Consider the following 19,593-nt stretch of genomic DNA (forward strand, 5'->3'; position numbering starts at 1 on the left):
GCCCGTTCGGCGGGGCATCGATCCGCCGTATGAACAACGATTACTGCTTAGAGGATCACATGTCTTCAACACCCAACTCACCCGGTGACGGGACCGGAAACCCGCTGCTGGCTTTGCGCGGCATCAATAAATCCTTCGGCGCCGTCGCCGCTCTCATGGACATCGATCTGGACGTGGCTGCGGGAGAGGTCGTGGCCATCGTCGGGGATAACGGTGCCGGCAAATCAACACTGGTCAAAGTGCTCTCCGGAGTGCATGGCCCCGATTCGGGGACCATCGCCTTCGAGGGCAACGAAGTGACCATCCCCACTCCGATGGCAGCCCTGCACCTGGGCATCGCCACCGTCTTCCAGGACCTTGCCCTCTGCGACAATCTCACCGTCGTCGACAACCTGTTCCTTGGCCGCGAGATCTCACCGCTGCGGCTGAACGAAGTCGAAATGGAAACCCGGTCGTGGGAGCTGCTGAAACAGCTCTCTGCCAAGATTCCCTCGCTGCGCACACCGGTCGCCTCCCTCTCGGGCGGGCAAAGGCAAACAGTGGCCATCGCACGGTCCCTTCTCGGGGATCCCAAAATCGTCATCCTGGACGAGCCCACCGCCGCCCTCGGGGTAGCCCAGACCGCTGAAGTACTGAACCTGGTGGAGCGGCTGCGCGAACGAGGGCACGGCGTCATCATGATCAGTCACAACATGGCCGATGTGCAGGCGGTCGCCGACCGCGTCGCCGTGCTCCGGCTTGGCCGCAACAACGGCGACTTCCGCGTCAGCGACGTCTCAACGGAAGACGTCATCGCCGCCATTACCGGTGCGACGGACAACGTCGTTTCCCGCCGGTCCGCCGCACGCGGAACACCCGGACCTGCCACACCCAGCGAGGAGAACCTGGCACAATGAACAGCAATACCGCACCCGCGACCCCTATCCGGCCGCTGGACCTGCAGGATGAACGGCTTCAGGACCGCACCGGACTCTCCGGACAATTCAGGGCCTTCGTGGACAGGACACGATCCGGAGACCTTGGTGTCCTGCCGGTCGTGGCCGGACTCATCGTCATCTGGGCCATCCTTCAAAGCCTGAACCCGATCTTCCTTTCCAGCGCCAACCTGGTGAACCTGAGCATGGAAAGCTCTGCGGTCGGAATCATCGCGCTCGGCATCGTCGGTGTCCTCCTCGTCGCGCAGATCGATCTGTCCGTCGGTTCCGTCAGCGGACTGTCCGCGGCCGTAGTCGCCGTGACCGCGGTCAATATGGGCTGGCCGGTCTGGCTGTCCGTCCTGGCCACGGTGGCCCTGGGCGCGGTCATCGGCTGGGTCTATGGGCAGATCTTCAACCGTTTCGGTGTGCCCAGCTTCGTCATCACGCTCGCCGGCCTGCTGGGGTTCCTGGGCCTGCAGCTGTACGTTCTCGGAGCCAAGGGGTCCATCAACCTTCCCTTCGATTCGGCCCTCGTGTACTTCGCCCAGCTCGCCTTCGTGCCGCCGTGGCTTTCCTATGTCCTCGTCGTCGCAGCGGCCGGCGGCCTGTTCGCCACCGACTATCTCCACGCCCGTGCCCGGCGGACCGCTGGGCTGTCATCGATGCCGCTGCAGAGCATGATCCCCCGCAGCGTCCTGCTGCTGCTGGTCCTGGGATTGGTCGTCTGGTACCTGAACCAGACACGGGGTGTGGGCTGGATGTTCGTCTTCTTCATCGCCCTGATACTGGCGATGAACTACCTGCTGAAGCGGACCAAATGGGGACGGTCAGTCTACGCAGTCGGAGGCAACGCCGAAGCGGCCCGCCGGGCGGGCATCAACGTCAAAGCCGTTTACACCTCGGTCTTCGTCACCTGCTCCACCCTGGCAGCCGTCGGCGGACTGCTGGCCGCGGCACGCCTGGCCGCAGCCAACCAGGGCAGCGGCGGCGGAGACGTCAACCTCAACGCCATCGCCGCCGCCGTCATCGGCGGCACCAGCCTCTTCGGCGGCCGGGGAAGCGCCTTCTCCGCCCTTCTGGGCATCGTCGTCATCCAGTCAATATCCAGCGGACTGACCCTGCTGAACCTGGACTCCTCGTTCCGGTTCATGGTCACCGGCGTCGTCCTGCTGCTGGCCGTCATGCTCGACTCCGTCTCCCGCCGCTCCCGCACCTCGCACGGCAGGGCCTGACCCGCAACCTGCGGGCCACACATCCACAGCAAGAAGGAAGGATCGGACATGGCGGTCATCTGCGTTGATGCCGGCACCACGATGATCAAAGCAGTCGGGTACGACCAGGACGGGGTCGAGGTCGTGGTCGTCCGCCAGGCCACAGCCTTGGCCCGCCCGCAGCCGGGCTGGGCGGAGCAGGACATGCAATCGGTCTGGGACGCCGTGGTCTTCACCGTCCGCGGCGTCGTCGCCCGGCTCCAATCCGAAGTCGACTACCTGGCCATCACCGCCCAGGGCGACGGCGCGTGGCTCGTCGCCTCCGACGGGGCGCCCACAGGTCCGGCCATCCTGTGGAACGACGGCCGCGGCGTGGACATCCTCTCTGCCTGGACGCACGCCGGGGTCCTTGAACGGGCCTTCCCCATCAACGGTTCGCTGACATCCTCGGGAATGCCCAACGTCATCCTCAGCTGGCTGCGGCAAAACGATCCGGACCGGCTCGACCGCTCGCACGCGTCCCTGACCTGCGGAGGATGGATCTTCGCCCAAATGACCGGCGAATTCGCGATCGACGAGTCCGACGCGGCCGCCCCCTTCATGGACATCCACACCCGCCAGTACTCCCCGGAGCTGCTGCGCCTCTACGACATGGAATGGGCACAGGCGTTGCTGCCGCCCATCCGCGACGACCACCATCGAGCAGCGGAGCTCACCGCTCACGCCGGGGCACTTCTCGGCCTTCCGGCCGGGCTGCCGGTCGTGATGTCCTCCTACGACATAGCCTCCACCGCTATCGGCGTCGGCGCCGTCACTCCCGGCCAGGCCTGCTGCATCCTGGGCACAACACTGTGCACCGAGATCATCACCGACCAGGTCCGGATCAGCGACCCTGCCGCCGGCCTGAACATTGCCCCGGGACTGCCGGGACTGATCCTTCGCTCCTTCCCCACACTCGCCGGCGGCGAGGTCATCCAATGGGCCTGTGAACTGCTGGGAATCCAAGACCCTGACGCGCTCACGCAATTAGCCTCCACGTGCGGTCCCGGCGCGGGGGGTCTGATGTTCCTGCCGTACTTTTCCCCCGCGGGTGAGCGGGCGCCATTCCTGGATCCGCTGGCGCGGGGGACCTTCCTGGGGATGTCCTTCGAACACCGGCGCGAACACATCGCCAAGGCTGTTCTGGAAGGACTCACCCTGGTCATCCGGGACTGCCTCACCGCCTCCGGAGACTCCCCCACGGAACTGCGGGTATGCGGCGGAGGAGCAGCCAGCGCCCCGTGGCTGCAGATGATCGCCGACGTCACCGGCATCCCGGTGCTCAGGTCCAAGGACACCGAGGTCGGAGCCAAAGGTGCATTCCTGATCGGACTCGTCGCCACCGGCCGCGCCGGCAGCGTGCAGGAAGCAGCCCCCTCGTATATACGGATCCGGGACACTTTCACACCGGAACCAACCCGGGCGGCCTTCTACAGCGGACTCTACGAAGACTTCCTGGCCCTGCGGCACGTGGCCAGCCAGGCCTGGCCCCGGCTGGCCATGATGCGGCAGCGCTCCATTGAAAACAGCCGGCCGGACACGGTACCGGCCCACAACCCCGCGCCCCCTGGCGACTCCCCCGGGGCCCCACCGCCCCCCGTCGCCGCGCGGCGAACCATCCAGCCGCGAACCAGTCACGGGCCGGAGAGAAGCATATGAAAGACCAGCCAAACGCCATCGACGACGTGTGGGTTGGAATCGATCTGGGAACCCAAAGCGTCCGCGTCCTTGCCGTCACCGGATCCGGTACGGTGCTCGGTTCCGGCAGCCGCCCGCTCACCAGCCACCGGGACGGCGCCCGCCACGAGCAGAACCCGGAACAATGGTGGGAGGCGGTCGCCGGCGCCTCCTCTGAGGCGCTCCGGGACGCACCCGCAGCGGCGGTACGGGGCGTTGCCGTCGACGCGACTTCCGGCACCATCCTGCTCATGGACCGGGACGGACGGCCCCTGACGCCGGGGCTCATGTACGACGACGGACGCGCCGCAGCGGAGGCCGCCCGCGTCAACAATGCCGGGGCCGACGTCTGGGGCGAACTGGGCTACCAGCGGATGCAGCCGGCGTGGGCCCTGCCGAAGCTACTCTGGCTGCTGCGCGAGCATCAGGACAAAGTCCCCGGCGCCCGGCTGGCCCATCAGAACGACTTCATCAACCGCCAGCTCACCGGTCATGACGTCCCCACCGACCTGAGCAATGCCCTCAAAACAGGGGCACACCTCATTCAGGAAAAGTGGCCCGAGGAACTCATGGAGAACCTCGGTGTCCCCCTGACGATCCTCCCGGACCTCGTCCGCATGGGCACCCGGATCGGGTCCGTCAGCAGCGCGGCTGCCGCGGCCACCGGCATCCCCGCAGGCACCCCGGTCATCGCCGGTGCCACCGACGGCTGCGCCGCGCAGCTCGGCGCCGGAGCACTGAAAGTCGGCAGCTGGAACTCCGTACTCGGCACAACACTGGTACTCAAAGGCGTCACCCGGGACCTGATCCAGGACCCCCTGGGCGTCGTCTATTCACATAAGGCCCCCAACGGAGACTGGCTCCCCGGGGGCGCCTCCAGCACCGGAGCCGGCGCCATCAGCCGGGACTTCTCCGGCCAGGACCTGGCCCAGCTTGAGCGTCAGGCCAGAACCTATGAACCCGCAGGCGTCCTCGCCTACCCGCTCGTGTCCCGCGGTGAACGCTTCCCTTTCCTCGCCCCCGGAGCGGAAGGATTCATCCTCGGGACCCCCGCCATCGATGGCGAACGGTACGCCGCGGTCCTGCAGGGCATCGCCTACATCGAACGGCTCTGCTTCGACTACCTCGACCTCCTGGGCGCGCCCCTGCACGGTGAGCTGATCCTCACGGGCGGAGCCACCAAAAGCGAGTACTGGTGCCAGCTGCGCGCCGACATCCTGGGCCGTCCCGTGACATTGCCGCAGAACGCGGAGCCGGCGCTGGGCATGGCCGTCCTCGCGGCCTCCCCGGGCCGACAGACCGCCGACGTGGCCGCGGAGATGGTGCGGATGCGCCGGACCATCGATCCCCGTGACGGATCCACCGGCACGTACGACGCCTCCTACCTGAACCTGGTCGGGGAGCTCGAACAACGCGGCTGGCTCCCGGAAGCCGTCGCCGCACACGCACGTGAAAGGACAAACGCATGACCGATCTCATCCTCGTCCGGCACGGCGAGACCATCTGGCACGCGGAAAACCGGTACGCCGGCCGCAGCGACGTCGACCTGACGCCCCGCGGCCTGGAACAGGCGTCCCGACTCGCCCGTTGGGCGGAAACCGCGGGACTGACAGGTATCTGGGCCTCGGACCTCAGCCGGGCCCGCCGGACCGCCGAAGGCTGTGCCGAGGCCACAGGCCACGAACTTAAGATCGACCCGCGGCTGCGCGAGCTCGACTTCGGCGACGGAGAGGGCATGACCGGTGCCGAGATGGAAGCCAAATTCCCCGAGGCCCGCAAAGCCTTTCAAACCGACCCCGCCGCGTCCCCGCTGCCCGGCGGCGAAGACCCTTTCAAGGCCGCTGAACGGTTCGTGCAGTGTCTGTACGACATAGCGGAGGAACAGCCGGACGGCCGTGTCCTGGTCGTCGCCCACACCACGGCCATCCGGCTCACTCTCTGCCGGCTCCTGGGTATCCCCCTCGGCGAATACCGGCGGGTTTTCCCCTCCCTCGGCAACTGCGCCCTGACCACGATCCGTCTTCAGGGCCAACAGGCCGGCCTCCTCGAATACAACGCAGCCGCCGGGCCGCTGACTGAACCATCCGCAGCCAGACCATCTGCTGCGTCCGCGGCATCCTGACCAGAACCTAGGAGTTCCACATGACAACCCGCATCCTCGCCGCAGGAGACCACTTCGTCCTGAACCGCCTCCTCATCGACGCCGTAGAACGCGAAGTGCCGGCCGGCGTCGAATTCACCGAAATGACGCTTCCGTGGCCGCTGACCCCGTTTGGCCCGGTCGCCGAAGTGGACGAAGCCTCCGGAACCGAAGAACAGCTGATCGAGTCGCTCCGGGGCGTCGAAATCTGCATCACGCAGATGGCGCCGCTGACCGAAAAGATCCTCCAGGCCTGCCCGGACCTGAAACTGTTCTGCATCAGCCGCGGCGGACCGGTCAACGCAAATCTGGAAGCGGCCACCCGCCACGGGGTTGCCGTCACGTCCGCACCCGGACGCAACGCCGCCGCCACCGCCGAACACACCCTGGGCATGATGCTGGCAGCCATCCGCCGCATACCCCAGACCAACGCCGATCTGTCCGCCGGAACCTGGCGGGGCGACTACTACACGTACGACAACGTCGGTCCCGAGCTTGAGGGCAGCACAATCGGCCTCGTTGGCTACGGTGCCATCGGCAGCCGCGTAGCGCGGATGCTCAAGGGTTTCGGCGCTGAGGTCCTGGTCCACGACCCCTACGTCACCGCCGACCTCCTGGCAGGAAACGCCGAAATGGTGGGACTGGACGAACTGCTCTCCCGCAGCCTGGTGGTAAGCCTGCACGCCCGCGTTACCCCGGAGACCACCAAAATGATCGGCGCCGCACAGATCGCCGCGATGCCCGCGGGGTCCATCATCATCAACTGTGCCCGCGGGGCGCTGCTGGACTACGACGCCCTGTGCGATGCCCTCGACTCAGGCCACCTGTTCGGGGCCGCATTCGACGTATTTCCCGAAGAGCCCATCCCCGCAGGCTCGCGCCTCCTCACCACCCGCAACATCGTCATGACCCCCCACCTGGCCGGCGCCAGTAAACAAACGGCTGCCAAAGCCGCAACGATCGTCGCCGGAGACGTCGGACGGTACCTCCGCGGGGAACCCCTGGCCCACTGCGCCAACCCCGAAGCCCTCCGCCCAGCCAACAGATAACCGCGCCCCAAAAGTGTTCGTCGTCAGATGGGCCGTGTGGAAGCTCTGACGTTGAGCATTGTGGGGTGCTCCTCGTCCCAGGGGCCGGTACCTGGCTCCTGGATCAGGCGAATGAGCATGTCCGCACAGCGCTGTCCCATCTCGCGCGGGGAAAGCTCTATTGATGTAATTTGCGGGCTGGCCATTTGCATAACCGAGCTGTCGACGCAGGATGCGACCAGGAGATCTTCGCCGGGGGTCAGGCCGCATTCCGCCGCCGCTGTCAGGACCCCGATCGCCGAGCCGTCCGGTGCACAGACTATTGCGTCCGGGCGCGGATCGACACGCAGCAGCTTCAGGGATTTTTCCCGCACGTCGGCAGCGGTCGCGTTGAAGGCCAGATCGGCCGCATTGGGCTGGACCCCGTGTCTTGTGCACCACTCCAGGTAACCGCGATGGAGGGAGCGGCCCCAGTCACTGGATCTTCCCGGCCCCAGGAAAGCCGGACGCCTGCTGCCCCTAAGGTAAAGGTGGTCCAGCAGTTCCAGCATGCTGGAACGGTGGTCCGACCAGACTGTTCCGCCGTTTCTGCCGACCGCCTGGCGCCCGTGTTCGCCTGTCACAAGAGGGATATTCCGGGATTCAAGGTCCCCGATAATGGGGTCCCCGTCGATGAGATCCACGGCGACGATTCCGTCCGTAATCTTTGCCGTAAGCGCGGACGAATGAGCCGACGAGGACGTCAGGACGACGGCAACGTCATCCTCGCTGGCTCTGTCCACCACTCCAAAGGTGAAGTCCATGTAATACGCGAGGCCGGTCACCTTTTCGGGGAGGTGCAGGCCGATCGCTCCGGTCCGGCTGCGGCGGAGATTCCGTGCCGCCTGGTTCGGGGCATATCCGAGTTGCGTGGCCACCGCCCGGACATGTTCCCTCGTCGCTCCGGACACCCGGCCCGTGCTGCCAAGTGCGGCTGAAACCGTGGTACGGGAAACCTTCGCCTCCCGGGCGATGTCGAGGATGGTCACGGCCGCACGCGATTGCATACTTGGGACTTTAGCAGTCAGAACCGGCCCCAGCAGGCACCTTGGCCGCAGGGTAATTTTGGCCAAAACTATTGCGGAATCGTTCCCGCACCGCCATGATTGCGGAATCGTTCCCGCAGATTTCTGAAGAGGTTCTTCCATGGCAATCAAAACTTCCCCGCAGTCAGTGGCGACTGCTCTAACTCAGCCGGGCTCCAAGATCGAGACCCGCTCCATAGACTTCGTGACGCATTCCGAGCGCTTCGGCAAGGTCCGCGACCTCGGACCCATCTGGTTTGTGAGCAGTGTCAACCTCGTAGGCATAGCCACCGGGGTGGCAACGTTGTCCATCGGAGCGTCGCTGTTCTGGACAATCATGGCTACCGTGCTGGGCTCGCTCTTCGGTACTTTCTTTATGGCCCTTCATTCCGCTCAGGGACCTCAGCTCGGGTTGCCGCAGCTGGTGCAGTCCCGCCCGCAGTTCGGATACCTGGGCTCGGCCGTAACGGTGCTGATCTTCGCGTTCATCAACTACGTCGCGTACAACACGTCGGACGCACTTCTTTCCGGCGGCGCCGCCCAGCAGATAACCGGCATCAACGCGACGGCGGGGTATCTCATAGCAACAGCGGTCGCCGCCGTGATGGCGATCTACGGCTACAAGGCGATCCACCGCATCAACAAGTGGCTGACCTGGCCTATGGTCGCCGTTCTAGTGGTATTCACCGGCATAGCTTTGGGTTCGAATGCGCTCCCTGTGGAGGTCTTGGCGCCGGGCAACTTCGAGCTGGCCCCGTTCATGACCGTCTTCGTGATCGTTGCCGGATTCCAGCTGGGCTGGGCACCCTACGTTTCCGACTACTCGCGCTACTTGCCGGCGACCGTGGGCGTCAAAGCCACCTTCTGGTGGACCTACGCGCCAAGCGTGATCTCTTCAGTCTGGGTTTTCGTTCTTGGCGCCGTCGTGGCTGCCGTTTCGCCGGGTTCTGACCCTGTCAGCGCCTTCATCGCCCTGGGTGACAGGCTCTTCCCCGGGTTCGGCGTCATAGGCGTTTCGTTTCTGTTCCTTGGCGTCCTGTCGATCATGGTCATCAACCAGTACGGCGGAAGCCTCGCGTTGATCTCGATCGTTGACTCATTCACACGTATCCGGCCGACCCGTGCCATCCGTGTGCTCTCGATTCTGGTCATGGGCACCATCGTCTTCGTCATCAGCCAGTTCGTCGGGATCGACAATTTCAACGCGTTCTTCAGCAACGTCCTGATCTTCCTCGCATACCTGTTCACTCCCTGGACCGCCATCAATCTCATCGATTACTTTTTCGTCCGGAAGGGCCGCTACGTCGTCTCCGAAATCTTCAATCCCGACGGCATTTACGGCCGCTGGGGCTGGCGGGGCATAGGTTCCTACCTCATCGCTCTGCTGGCGATGGTCCCTTTCATGGTCACGGCACCGTTTACAGGATTCATCGCCGCCGCCGCCGCCGCCGCCGGCGCCGTCGACTACTCCGTCTTCGTCGGCCTGCCGGTCGCGGCCGTCGCCTACCTCCTCCTCCACCGGACATCGGATCTGAGCAAGGAATTTGAGATGAGCGAGGCCGAGGGCCACATGCGTCACTGAGTCCAGCCCCCGGCAGCCTCGCCTCCGGCCAAGACCCACAAAGGACACACTTTGTGCACCAATCAACGCCCGCCGCGGTGGATCTGGTCGCCGAGGCCCGCAGCCGCGGCCTGGCGGCCTACTCCGAGACGTGCCCGCACTACCTCACCCTGGACGACTCCGTCTACGGCAGCGCGTTTCCGGAGTGGTACGCGTGCTGCCCGCCGATGCGCAGCGCCGAAACCGTGGCCGCGCTCAAGGACCGGCTGGCCGCCGGTGCCATCCACACCATCGCCTCGGACCACTCCTGCTACGACCTCTCGCAGAAGCGGGAACGCACGGACGACATCCGCGCCATGCCACACGGCCTGCCGGGGGTCGAAACCCGCATGCCCGTCGCCTTCACGGCCATGATGGATTCGGCCAGCGGCGGAGAGGGCCGGGTGGAGGACTTCGTGGAGGTTTTCGCCGCCGGACCAGCCAGGATCAACGCCGTCCCCGGCAAGGGAACCATCGCCGCCGGCTTCGATGCCGACCTCGTCATCTTCGACCCCGCCGAGGAACGCACGGTCGACGGCGGCGCTCTCCACATGGGTACTGACTTCTCGCCTTTCGAAGGGAGGACGCTGACCGGTTGGCCCGCCGTCGTCGTTTCGGCCGGGCGGATCGTGGTGGACCGCGACGGCTTCCATGATCCCGGACCCGTGGGCCGCTTTGTGGCCCGAAACGGCTTCCGAGAGCATCAGGCCGCCACCGCAGACAGCACACCCACCGTACCGGCGACCCTCTAGGAGCGACATGCCATCCGCAACACGCAAGACCCGCATCGGCATGATCGTGCCGTCCTCCAACACCTGCCTCGAACCTCAAAGCTACCGAATCCTTGGCGACCGCGACGACGTCACGATCCACTTCACCCGGATCCCGGTCACAAGGATTGCCCTGGACGATTCGTCCGACAAACAATTCGATTCGAGTGTGATGCGGTCTGCCGCAGAGCTGCTGGCAACCGCCGATGTGGACGTCATCGCCTGGAACGGCACTTCGGGCTCCTGGCTCGGAGCGGATCACGATCGCACACTCGTCAGCGAAATCACCAACGCCACAGGCATCCCAGCCACCACATCCACGCTTGCGTACATGGAGGCGTTCAAGTCGTTCGGCACCGACCGGATCGGCCTGTTCACCCCTGCACCGAAGACGTGAACCAAGCCATCGTGGCGTCCTACGAACGGGACGGCATCAAGAAGGTGGGTCACCGGTTCCTGGGGCTGAGCGAAAACGAGTCGTTTGCCCGGGTCACGGATGACGAGATGCGGCCGGGATCGCTGGAGCTTGCAGTGTCGAAACCGGACGCCCTGGTCTACCTATGCACCAACCTCTACGGTGCCAACGTCGCGGCGGAAATCGAGGCCGGCACGGGAGTCTCCGTGCTGGACTCGGTAGCCGTCACCCTGTGGCATTGCCTCAAACTTGCCGGTTCCCCATTGCTGGCACCAAGGTGGGGCAGGCTGCTGGCCGACGCCTCCTAATTCCGTGCCGTTGGCTGCCGGGGTGCTCGCCTTCGCCGGCGTCGTCCGCTCTGTCGCTGGCGCCGCGCTGATGTCCGCCTCCACAATCGTGGCGGCCCTCAACACCTAGCTGCTGCGGCGGCTGAAGCTCAACCCCGCCGAGGCCCGCTGACCGGAAGGACGCCAATGCCAGACTGCAACTCCCGTTATCCATCATTCGGGCAACACTTCGCCCGCGTGGGCCCGCGTATGGACGCCCGCGGGGCAACGGCGCACCGCCGGCGTCTCGTGGAAGTGGCGCACGGTGCCGTCATCGAAATCGGGGCGGGCTACGGGGCCACGTTCCCGTTCTACACTTCCGCGGTGACGAGCGTGCTCGCGCTCGAGCCCGACCCAACGCTCCGGGAGCTGGCGCTGGCCGCCGCAATCAGGGCCCCGGTGCCCATCACCGTGCAAAACGGCGTGGCGGAATCGTTGCCGGCGGCGGATGCCTCGATCGACGTCGTCGTCTCCAGCCTGGTGCTCTGCAGCGTGGCGGACCAGCCCACCGTCCTGGCGGAGACGATCCGGGTACTCCGACCCGGCGGCCTGCTGCTGTTCTATGAACACGTCCGCTCGGCGCACCGAGTGCTTGCGGCGGTCGAAGACCTGGTCACGCCGCTGTGGAGCCGGATGGCAGGCGGATGTCACCCGAACCGCGACACCGCCGCCACGATCGCCGGGGCCGGCCTCACCATGCGGGATCTGGAGCGCTTCGGCTTTTCAGCCCTCCCCGGTAACCCGAAGGTGGCCCACATTCTTGGCGCGGCGGCCAAGGCCGGGAAAAAGGGCGGCAATCGAAGAAGGGGGCGCCTGCCGAACCGGCAGGTGCCCCCTTCTTCGATCTTTACCCTGGCACCGGGACGGTGTCCCGGACCCCTACGCCTTTTTCGGCGGCAGGGCCAGCTTGAAGACCTTGGCCCAGGTGGAGCCGACCTGCTTCAGCAGCGGCCCGGTAGTGTAGGGCAGACCGTAGCGCTTGCAGATCTCCTGCACCTTCGGGGCCACCTCGGCGTAGCGGTTGGACGGCAGGTCCGGGAAGAGGTGGTGCTCGATCTGATGCGAGAGGTTACCGCTCATCAGGTGCATGAACTTGGACCCGGAAATATTGGCGGATCCGATCATCTGGCGGACGTACCAGTCGCCACGGGTCTCGCCTTCGACCATCTCTTCGGTGAAGGTGTCGGTGCCGTCGGGGAAATGCCCGCAGAAGATAATCGCATGCGCCCAGACGTTCCGGACCGCGTTGGCGGTCAGGGTGCCATAAAGCGCCTGCTTGCCGGAACCGGTCAGCATGGCCACTGCGGGTGTGGCGGCGTAATCCTTGGCGAACTGCTTCAGGGCCTTGAGCCCCAGCGCCTTGAGGTCCCTGGTCATGGCCTCTTTGCTCTTCTTGCCCTCTTTGTAGTCGGGCAACTCAAGATCGTAGAGTGCGATCCCCCATTCGAACACCGGTGCCAGGATTGCGTTGTACAGCGGGTTGCCCAGGTTGAAGGGCTTCCATTCCTGGGACGGATCCATGCGCAGCAGGTTGTACCCGATGTCATTGTCCTTGCCCACGACGTTCGTCCAGCGGTGGTGCAGATCGTTGTGGGTGTGCTGCCAGGAGCGGGTGGGGGTGACGAAGTCCCAATCCCAGGTGGTGGAGTGGATGTCCGGGTCCCGCATCCAGTCCCACTGGCCGTGCAGGATGTTGTGGCCAAGTTCCATGTTTTCCAGGATCTTGGCAAAGCTGAGCATCGCCGTGCCCGCGACCCAGGCGGCTTTGTGCTTGCTCACCAGAAGCGTCGCGCGGCCGGTGATCTCGAGCCCGCGCTGGACCTTAATCACCCGGCGGATGTACGCCGCGTCGCTCGCCCCGCGCTTGGCGAGGACCTCGTCGCGGATGGCGTCGAGCTCGCGCCCCAGCTCGGCCACCTGCTCGTCAGAGAGGTGCGCCGCGGCGTCCGGACGGACCAACGGGTGGCCGGACTCGGCGAGGGCGCCGGGCCGCGTCCTCGCAGCAGCGGTCACTTTGGCCGTGGCGGCGTCACCCGTGGCAGCGTCCCCGGAAACGTCCGGCTTGTCGGAAACAATCGTCATGCGGTGGTACTCCTTAGAGGTCGAGGTTAACGGGTCCGGCGGCTGCCGAAACGCACGTCTGGATTAGTTGGCCGGGCTCGCCGTGGACTTCGTCCGTGCGCAGGTCACGGACCTGGCCGGCCCGGAGGGGGATCAGGCAGCTGTGGCAGATGCCCATCCGGCAGCCGCTGGGCATCAGCACGCCGGCATCCTCGCCGACGTCGAGCAGCGGCGTGTCGCCGTCGGCCTCGACCTCGCGGTCGGAGGCCTCAAAGGTGACGAGTCCGCCGTCGTGCCCCTCCCCGCCCGCCAGCTTGGTGCTGAAGCGTTCAATGGTCAGGGTGGCCGCCGCCTGGGCATCGCCGGCGGAGGACTCCGCAATCTCGGCTTCCCAGAGCGCCTCGGCATCGTCGAGGAAGCCTTCGGGGCCGCAGGCGTAGGCTGCCCGCTGGCGCCAGTCGGGGCAGAGCTGTTCCAGTGCGTCGGCTGACGTGAAGTCCAGCCGTCCGCGTTCTCCGGTGAACCAGTGGGTGACGCGGAAGTTGGGGAACTGGTCCGCGAGTTCGGCCAGCTCCTCGCGGAAGATGGCGTCCGCCGGAGTCCGGGCGGTGTGGATGAGCACCACGTCGGAGTCGGGCCGGTGCGGCACGAGCGTGCGGATCATCGACATGACCGGGGTGATGCCGCTGCCGGCGGTGAGCATCAGCAGCGGCCGCGGGTGTTCCGGCAGGACGAAGTCGCCCTGCGGGGGTGCCAGGAAGAGCACGTCGCCGGGCTTGGTGCTGCGCACCAGGGTGCCGGAGACGGCGCCCATGTCCGTGACGGTAATGGCCGGGTCCTGGCCCGCGGGGGCACTGAGCGAGTAGGACCGCCAGTGGCGGACGCCGTCGAGTTCGACGCCGATGCGGGCCCACTGGCCGGCAAGGTGTGCTTGCCAGCCGCGGCCGGGACGGAAGAAAATGGTGGCGGAATCGGCCGTTTCTGGAACCACCCTGGTGACCACGCCGCGCAATTGGCGGGCGGAGAACACGGGGTTGAACAGCGCCAGAATGTCTTCTGGAGCTAAGGGGGTGGTCAGTACAGATGCGGCGCGCGCCAGCTTACGGAGCCGGATCATTCATCAAGCTTATGTCAGATTGCGCCATAGTTCTTCACCCAAGGCATACGATCGAGTCTAAGAAACTGTCTGTCCGCAACAACCTTATGGATGTGGCACATGAACGCTTCCTCAATGGAACAGCCCGCCACCCCCGCCTATGACCCGCCGTGGCTGGCCCTGCCGCGGGAGGTCAGCGATATGCTAAGGCCCATGATGCCGGGCATTGTCGAGGCCATCATCGACGCCGTGCCGCAACTGGTGCCCGCCTATGCCCGGCCCATTGAGGGCCGCTTCGGCCGCGGCCTCCGGCGCGGGGTGGCCGCCGCGCTGGACCGCTTCCTGCAGTTGCCCGGGACCCGACTGCCGGCACTGTCGGAGGAGAGCCGCCAGCTCGTGGCGGGGCTGGGCAGCGGCGAGTTCCGGCAGGGCCGGAGCATGGACGCGCTGCTGAGCGCCTACCGCATGGGTGCCCGGGTGACGTTCCGGGAGATGTCCCGTGTATCCGTGGAGCATCACCTGGGCCAGAGCGTCGTGGTGGACCTGGGCGAGTCGATCCTCGCCTACATCGACGAACTGTCCGCGGTCAGCGCCGAGGCCTACGCCTTTGAGCAGTCCGAGCGAGCCGGTGCGGTGGACCGGCGCCGCACCGAGCTGCTGGATCTGCTCCTGCTGGGCCAGGCGGATGAGGCAGCCCTGCGCCAGAAGGCAGCCCTGGCGGACTGGTCGCTGCCCCAGCGGATGGTGGTGGTGACCTTGCCGTTGGACCGGGCGGCCGGGCTTCGTTTGCGTTTGGGGCCCGGAACACTGGTGATCGAACGCGAGACCGACGCCGTCGCCCTGGTTCCCGCACAGCAGTCCAGCACCGCCCGGGCAAACCTGGAAAAGGCGCTGCAGGGGCGAGGCGCCTCCGTGGGGCCGGCCGGAGGCTGGGAGAAGGTCCCCGATTCACTGCGGCTCGCCGTGCTCGCGGCGTCGGTGGTGCCGCCGCGGGACGGCCCGGAGGATCCGCCCATCTGGGCTGACGACCATCTGGCGCAGGTGATTCTCGGCGCGGAACCCTCGGCCATCGCCGAGCTGGCCAGCCGCCGGCTGGCGCCCCTGGAGGGGCTGCGCCCGGCCCAGCGCGAGCGGCTCGCGGAAACGCTGCTCTCCTGGCTGCGCCACTGGGGCCAGCGCGCCCCGGTGGCGGCGGAGCTGGGCATCCATCCGCAGACCGTCGGCTACCGGGCGGCGCAATTGCGCGAGCTGTTCGGTGACACCCTGGAGGACCCGAAGGCGCGGTTCGAGCTGGAGCTGGCGCTCCACGCCGGACGGCGTTAAGCAAGCGCAGGCGTTAAGCAAGCGCAGGCGTTAGGCAGGCGCAGGCGCTGAGCAGGCGCGGCGTTAAGCAGGCGCCACTAGCCAGGCGCCAGGCCAAGCCGGCGACGCGTGACAGCGCCGCTATTTGGCAGGGTTGTGCGTGCCGATCGGCACCAGGGTCAGGTCCGGGTGGTTCTTCTCGATCCGGCGCAGGGCCCAGACATCGTTGAACAGGGCCAGGTACTCGCCGTCGGAGCGCAGCAGCACCTCGGCGCCGGGCACGTTGGCCAGCGCGGGCATGGCATCCGCCGTCGAGATCCGGGCGATCGAATATGGAAGCCGCTCCAGCCGCATCGGCGCACTGAAATCGTGCGCCATGCGGTCTTCAACAACTTCGAACTGCATCGGCCCCACGGCGGCCAGCACCGGGGCCTGGTCACCGCGGATGTCGGAGCGGAGGACCTGGATGACACCCTCGTGCTCCAGCTGTTCGATGCCGCGGCGGAACTGCTTGAAGCGGCTGGGGTCCTTGGACCGCGCCACCTGGAAGTGTTCCGGGGCGAACAGCGGGATGGCAGGGAACTCCACCGGCCGCTCCAGGAACAGGCTGTCGCCGACCCGCAGCGAGGAGGCGTTGACGAGGCCCACGACGTCGCCGGGGAAGGCCTCGTCGATGACCTCGCGTTCGCGGCCGAACACCTGCTGGGCGTACTTGGTGGCGAAGGACTTCCCGGTCCGGCCCTGCGTGACCACCATGCCGCGTTCGAAGATGCCGGAGCAGACGCGGATGAAGGCGACGTGGTCGCGGTGCGCCTTGTTCATGCCGGCCTGGACCTTGAAGACGAAGCCGGCGAAGGGGGCGTCGACGGGACGCGCGGCGCCGTCGACGTCGGGCCGGGGCGCAGCGGGCGGGGCGAAGTCCACGAGGGCATCGAGGATTTCCTTCACGCCGAAGTTCAGGGCAGCAGAGCTGAAGAGAATAGGCGTCGCCTTGCCGGCGTGGAAGGCCTCAACGTCGAATTCCAGGTTCGATTCGACCACCAGCCCGGCCTCGTCCACGGCGTTGGACCAGTCATCGCCCTGGCTGGCCGCCGCCTCTTCCGGGGTGAAGTACTCGGTGAGGGCGATGTTGGCGCCGGAATTGTTGCGCTGGAACTTCGCGAAGCGGTCGTTGCGGAGGTCCCACACGCCCCGGAAGTCACCCGAAATGCCCACGGCCCAGGTCAGCGGCATGGGCAGGAGGCCGGTGCGTTCTGTGATCTCGTCCATCAGCGCCAGGGCGTCCAGGCCGGGCCGGTCCCACTTGTTGATCACCGTGATGATGGGCAGGTTCCGCTGCTTGCAGACTTCGAACAGCTTCATGGTCTGCGTTTCCAGGCCCTTGGCCGCGTCCACCAGCATCACGGCGCAGTCGACGGCGGCCAGCACGCGGTACGTGTCCTCGGAGAAGTCGGCGTGGCCCGGGGTGTCCAGCAGGTTGATCACGGTGTCGCGGTAGGAGAACTGCAGGGCGGCAGAGCTGATGGAGATGCCGCGGTCCTTTTCCATCTGCATCCAGTCGGAGATCGTTTCCTTGCGGTTCGCCTTGCCGCTGGAAGCACCGGCGGTGCCGATCACCTTGGCGTGCAGGGCGAGCGCCTCGGTCAGCGTGGACTTTCCGGCGTCGGGGTGTGAGATGACCGCGAAAGTCCGACGCCGGGCCGCCTGCTTGTGAATCTCTTGGACTCGTGCGGGGCTAAGGACTTCTTGGGACACGGTGCTACTTTCGCTGCGGGCGTTGGGAGGGGAATCGCGCGGAGAGCCCGCGGTACACCCACGGCTTCCAGTTTATCGCAGCCCGCCGAGCTGACGCGAAGCACCAGCCGAGCCCGGCCGCAGGCCGCCCAAAGTGCGGCCCTGGACGGAGGGCGGCAGGGCCATTCCGCAGGGCTTGCATGACGGGTCCGAATGGGCCACTTTGAGGCTTGCCCGTGCGGTTCCGGGCCACGTTTACCCCTATCATGATGAGAGCGGGGAACCGAGTACTTTTGATCCTGCCGGCAAACACTGGAAACCGGCGCACCTGCGGGCGGTCGCCTGCACCTTTGAAGGGAAAATCTATGGCTCGGAGCCCTGAAGATTCACTCAAGGCGACTCTGGGCAGGGTGGCGCCGGGCACCGCCCTTCGCGACGGCCTGGAACGCATCCTCCGCGGACGGACCGGGGCCCTGATCGTGCTGGGGATCGACAGGACCATCGAATCCATCTGCTCCGGCGGCTTCGACATCGGCATCGACTTTTCCCCCACCCGGCTGCGGGAACTGGCCAAAATGGACGGCGCCATCATCTGCGATAAGGATGCGAGCAACATCCTGCGCGCCGCCGTCCAGCTGGTGCCGGACTCCAGCATCGAAACCCAGGAATCGGGCACCCGGCACCGCACCGCGGAACGCGTGGCCATCCAGACCGGCGTCCCGGTCATCTCGGTGAGCCAGTCCATGCAGATCATCGCGCTCTACGTGAACGGCCTGCGCTACGTGCTGGAGGGCTCGGAGAAGGTCCTGGCCCGCGCAAACCAGGCCCTGGCCACCCTGGAACGCTACCGCTCCCGCCTGGACCAGGTGACAAGCTCGCTCTCTGCCCTCGAAATCGAGGCGATGGTGACGGTCCGCGATGTCGCGGTCACCCTGCAGCGCCAGGAAATGGTGCGCCGGATTTCCGAGGAGATCTCGCAGTACGTGCTGGAACTGGGCGAGGACGGCCGCCTGCTTTCGCTGCAGCTGGACGAGCTGACGGTGGGCCGCGGCCCCGGCAGCGATGTGATCATCCGCGATTACTCCGGGCCGGCCACGTCCAGCGAAGCTATCGACAAGGCCGTCAAGGCTCTCGTGAACCTGGGTCCAATGGAGCTGATCGATCTGAGCAAGATCGCGGGCATCGTGGGTTTCGCCGGCGGAGAGGCCAACCTCGACGCCGTCGTCCAGCCGCGCGGCTACCGTCTGCTGTCAGGGCTCAAGGCCGTTCCCAAAGCCGTCGCTGACCGGCTCGTGGACCACTTCGGCGGCCTGCAGTTCCTTATGGCTGCCACAATCGATGACCTCATGACCGTGGACGGCATCGGCGACCAGCGTGCCCGCACGGTCCGGGAAGGGCTGAGCCGGATGGCGGAGGCCAGCCTGCTGGACAGGTTCCTCTAGGACTTCGTCTCCGGCCGACGTCGGACTCAGTTGAGCTGGAACACGGCCTTCGGGCTCACCTTGTTCGCCAGGCGCGCGGTGAAGACATAGTAAGCCCCGCCCGCTCCGGGCTTTGCCTCAATGGGGTCACAGCCCTGGACGCTGCGGTTGCGCTGCCAGGGGAAATTCGCCGTCTCGCTCTGGCCCGGGGCGATGGTCTTCATCAGCTCCGTGCTGTCTGCCTGGCAGTCCTGGGACGAGAAGATCCGATCCGAGCCGCTGGTGATTTGGTACTCCATCTGGGAAGTCCCCATATTGACCTCGCACGGCACCTTGTTGCCGTTCGTGACTTTGAGACTGAGCAGCGGCTCCTCGCCGGCCGCGTAGGCGGGCTTGTCAGTTGCTGCCGTGACAGTCACGAGGTTCTGCTGGCAGCCATTGCCCTGCGAAGGAGTTGCCGAGGGGCTGGCGGTGGGTTTCGCAGTGGCCCCCTCCGGGCCGGAACTCGGTCCGGTCCCGGGGCTCCCGGCAGCAGTTCCGCCCACCTCTGCAGCAGGCTGCCGGGGGGCGTTGATGACACTGGAAACGGCAATGAAGCCCCCCACGGCAACGGCGACGACCAGGAGCAGGGCGGCACCGACGAACAGCCGACGGCGGCGGTAGACGGCGTTTCCCGGTTTCCTTACCGGCTTACGGGCAGGTTTCTTTGCGGGCCTGCGCGCGGATTGTCCGCTGCCGGAAGCCTTCGGTCGTGAACCGTTCGTTCCTGAGTTGCCTTGCCTGCCCATCCTC

Annotated in this window: 17 protein-coding genes and 1 pseudogene; 13 read left to right on the forward strand and 5 right to left on the reverse strand. The window is 66.3% G+C overall.

What is annotated here, in order from left to right:
- Positions 1-59: 59 nt before the first annotated feature.
- The 6 genes from ABIB26_RS00340 to ABIB26_RS00365 are packed head-to-tail and all read left to right on the forward strand — an operon-like array spanning position 60 to position 7,033.
- The gene (locus ABIB26_RS00340) at positions 60-896 is read left to right on the forward strand and encodes an ATP-binding cassette domain-containing protein (protein WP_354238512.1); all 837 of its coding nucleotides are present in this window, start codon (positions 60-62) and stop codon (positions 894-896) included.
- Entirely contained in the window at positions 893-2,149 is a 1,257-nt protein-coding gene (locus ABIB26_RS00345) for a sugar ABC transporter permease (protein ID WP_354238514.1), read from the forward strand. Before ABIB26_RS00340 ends, ABIB26_RS00345 begins: the two co-directional genes overlap by 4 nt.
- 48 nt (positions 2,150-2,197) lie before the next feature.
- Positions 2,198-3,826 carry an FGGY family carbohydrate kinase gene (locus ABIB26_RS00350; RefSeq protein WP_354238516.1) on the forward strand — a complete coding sequence of 543 codons (1,629 nt, stop codon included), beginning with the start codon at positions 2,198-2,200 and terminating at the stop codon, positions 3,824-3,826.
- Positions 3,823-5,313 (forward strand): FGGY-family carbohydrate kinase, encoded by a 1,491-nt coding sequence (locus ABIB26_RS00355; protein WP_354238518.1) that lies wholly within the window; start codon positions 3,823-3,825, stop codon positions 5,311-5,313. The genes ABIB26_RS00350 and ABIB26_RS00355 overlap by 4 nt, the downstream gene beginning before the upstream one ends.
- Positions 5,310-5,966 (forward strand): histidine phosphatase family protein, encoded by a 657-nt coding sequence (locus ABIB26_RS00360; protein ID WP_354238520.1) that lies wholly within the window; start codon positions 5,310-5,312, stop codon positions 5,964-5,966. The genes ABIB26_RS00355 and ABIB26_RS00360 overlap by 4 nt, the downstream gene beginning before the upstream one ends.
- 20 nt (positions 5,967-5,986) lie before the next feature.
- Positions 5,987-7,033, forward strand: a complete 1,047-nt coding sequence (locus tag ABIB26_RS00365; protein ID WP_354238522.1) for a 2-hydroxyacid dehydrogenase — start codon at positions 5,987-5,989, stop codon at positions 7,031-7,033.
- A 23-nt stretch (positions 7,034-7,056) separates the two neighbouring features.
- On the opposite strand, the gene ABIB26_RS00370 is transcribed toward ABIB26_RS00365, so the two are convergent.
- Positions 7,057-8,058 (reverse strand): LacI family DNA-binding transcriptional regulator, encoded by a 1,002-nt coding sequence (locus tag ABIB26_RS00370; protein WP_354238524.1) that lies wholly within the window; start codon positions 8,056-8,058, stop codon positions 7,057-7,059.
- 139 nt (positions 8,059-8,197) lie between these two features.
- Here ABIB26_RS00370 and ABIB26_RS00375 point away from each other — a divergent pair, with 139 nt between their 5' ends.
- The 5 genes and pseudogenes from ABIB26_RS00375 to ABIB26_RS00395 all read left to right on the forward strand — a co-directional run.
- Positions 8,198-9,658 carry a purine-cytosine permease family protein gene (locus tag ABIB26_RS00375; RefSeq protein WP_354238525.1) on the forward strand — a complete coding sequence of 487 codons (1,461 nt, stop codon included), beginning with the start codon at positions 8,198-8,200 and terminating at the stop codon, positions 9,656-9,658.
- 53 nt (positions 9,659-9,711) lie between these two features.
- Complete coding sequence (locus ABIB26_RS00380) at positions 9,712-10,428, forward strand: dihydroorotase (RefSeq protein ID WP_354238527.1); 717 nt, start codon at positions 9,712-9,714, stop codon at positions 10,426-10,428.
- Between the two features lie 7 nt (positions 10,429-10,435).
- On the forward strand, positions 10,436-10,843 hold the full coding sequence (locus ABIB26_RS00385) for a maleate cis-trans isomerase family protein (protein WP_354238529.1): 408 nt from the start codon (positions 10,436-10,438) through the stop codon (positions 10,841-10,843).
- Positions 10,844-10,887: 44 nt separating this feature from the next.
- Positions 10,888-11,169 carry an aspartate racemase/maleate isomerase family protein gene (locus ABIB26_RS00390; RefSeq protein ID WP_502913603.1) on the forward strand — a complete coding sequence of 94 codons (282 nt, stop codon included), beginning with the start codon at positions 10,888-10,890 and terminating at the stop codon, positions 11,167-11,169.
- Positions 11,170-11,397: 228 nt separating this feature from the next.
- Positions 11,398-11,712 (forward strand): annotated as a pseudogene (locus ABIB26_RS00395) (class I SAM-dependent methyltransferase); the annotation flags it as partial.
- A gap of 354 nt (positions 11,713-12,066) precedes the next feature.
- Here ABIB26_RS00395 and ABIB26_RS00400 read toward each other — a convergent pair.
- A complete protein-coding gene (locus ABIB26_RS00400) occupies positions 12,067-13,269 on the reverse strand; it encodes a fatty acid desaturase family protein (protein ID WP_354238532.1) in 1,203 nt (400 codons plus the stop codon).
- 13 nt (positions 13,270-13,282) lie between these two features.
- Positions 13,283-14,365 (reverse strand): ferredoxin reductase, encoded by a 1,083-nt coding sequence (locus ABIB26_RS00405; RefSeq protein ID WP_354238533.1) that lies wholly within the window; start codon positions 14,363-14,365, stop codon positions 13,283-13,285.
- Between the two features lie 99 nt (positions 14,366-14,464).
- On the opposite strand from ABIB26_RS00405, the gene ABIB26_RS00410 reads away from it, so the two are divergent.
- Positions 14,465-15,667: a PucR family transcriptional regulator gene (locus ABIB26_RS00410; RefSeq protein WP_354238535.1), complete on the forward strand. Its 1,203-nt coding sequence runs from the start codon at positions 14,465-14,467 to the stop codon at positions 15,665-15,667.
- Between the two features lie 120 nt (positions 15,668-15,787).
- Here ABIB26_RS00410 and ABIB26_RS00415 read toward each other — a convergent pair whose 3' ends face one another.
- Positions 15,788-17,401: a peptide chain release factor 3 gene (locus ABIB26_RS00415; protein WP_354238537.1), complete on the reverse strand. Its 1,614-nt coding sequence runs from the start codon at positions 17,399-17,401 to the stop codon at positions 15,788-15,790.
- 344 nt (positions 17,402-17,745) lie between these two features.
- On the opposite strand from ABIB26_RS00415, the gene disA reads away from it, so the two are divergent.
- Entirely contained in the window at positions 17,746-18,822 is a 1,077-nt protein-coding gene (disA, locus tag ABIB26_RS00420; RefSeq protein WP_354238539.1) for a DNA integrity scanning diadenylate cyclase DisA, read from the forward strand.
- A 26-nt stretch (positions 18,823-18,848) separates the two neighbouring features.
- Here the strand turns inward: disA and ABIB26_RS00425 are convergent, their stop codons facing one another.
- Entirely contained in the window at positions 18,849-19,589 is a 741-nt protein-coding gene (locus ABIB26_RS00425; protein WP_354238541.1) for a hypothetical protein, read from the reverse strand.
- Positions 19,590-19,593 lie beyond the last annotated feature (4 nt).

This window comes from Arthrobacter sp. UYEF20, from assembly GCF_040546335.1.
Lineage (GTDB): Bacteria > Actinomycetota > Actinomycetes > Actinomycetales > Micrococcaceae > Arthrobacter.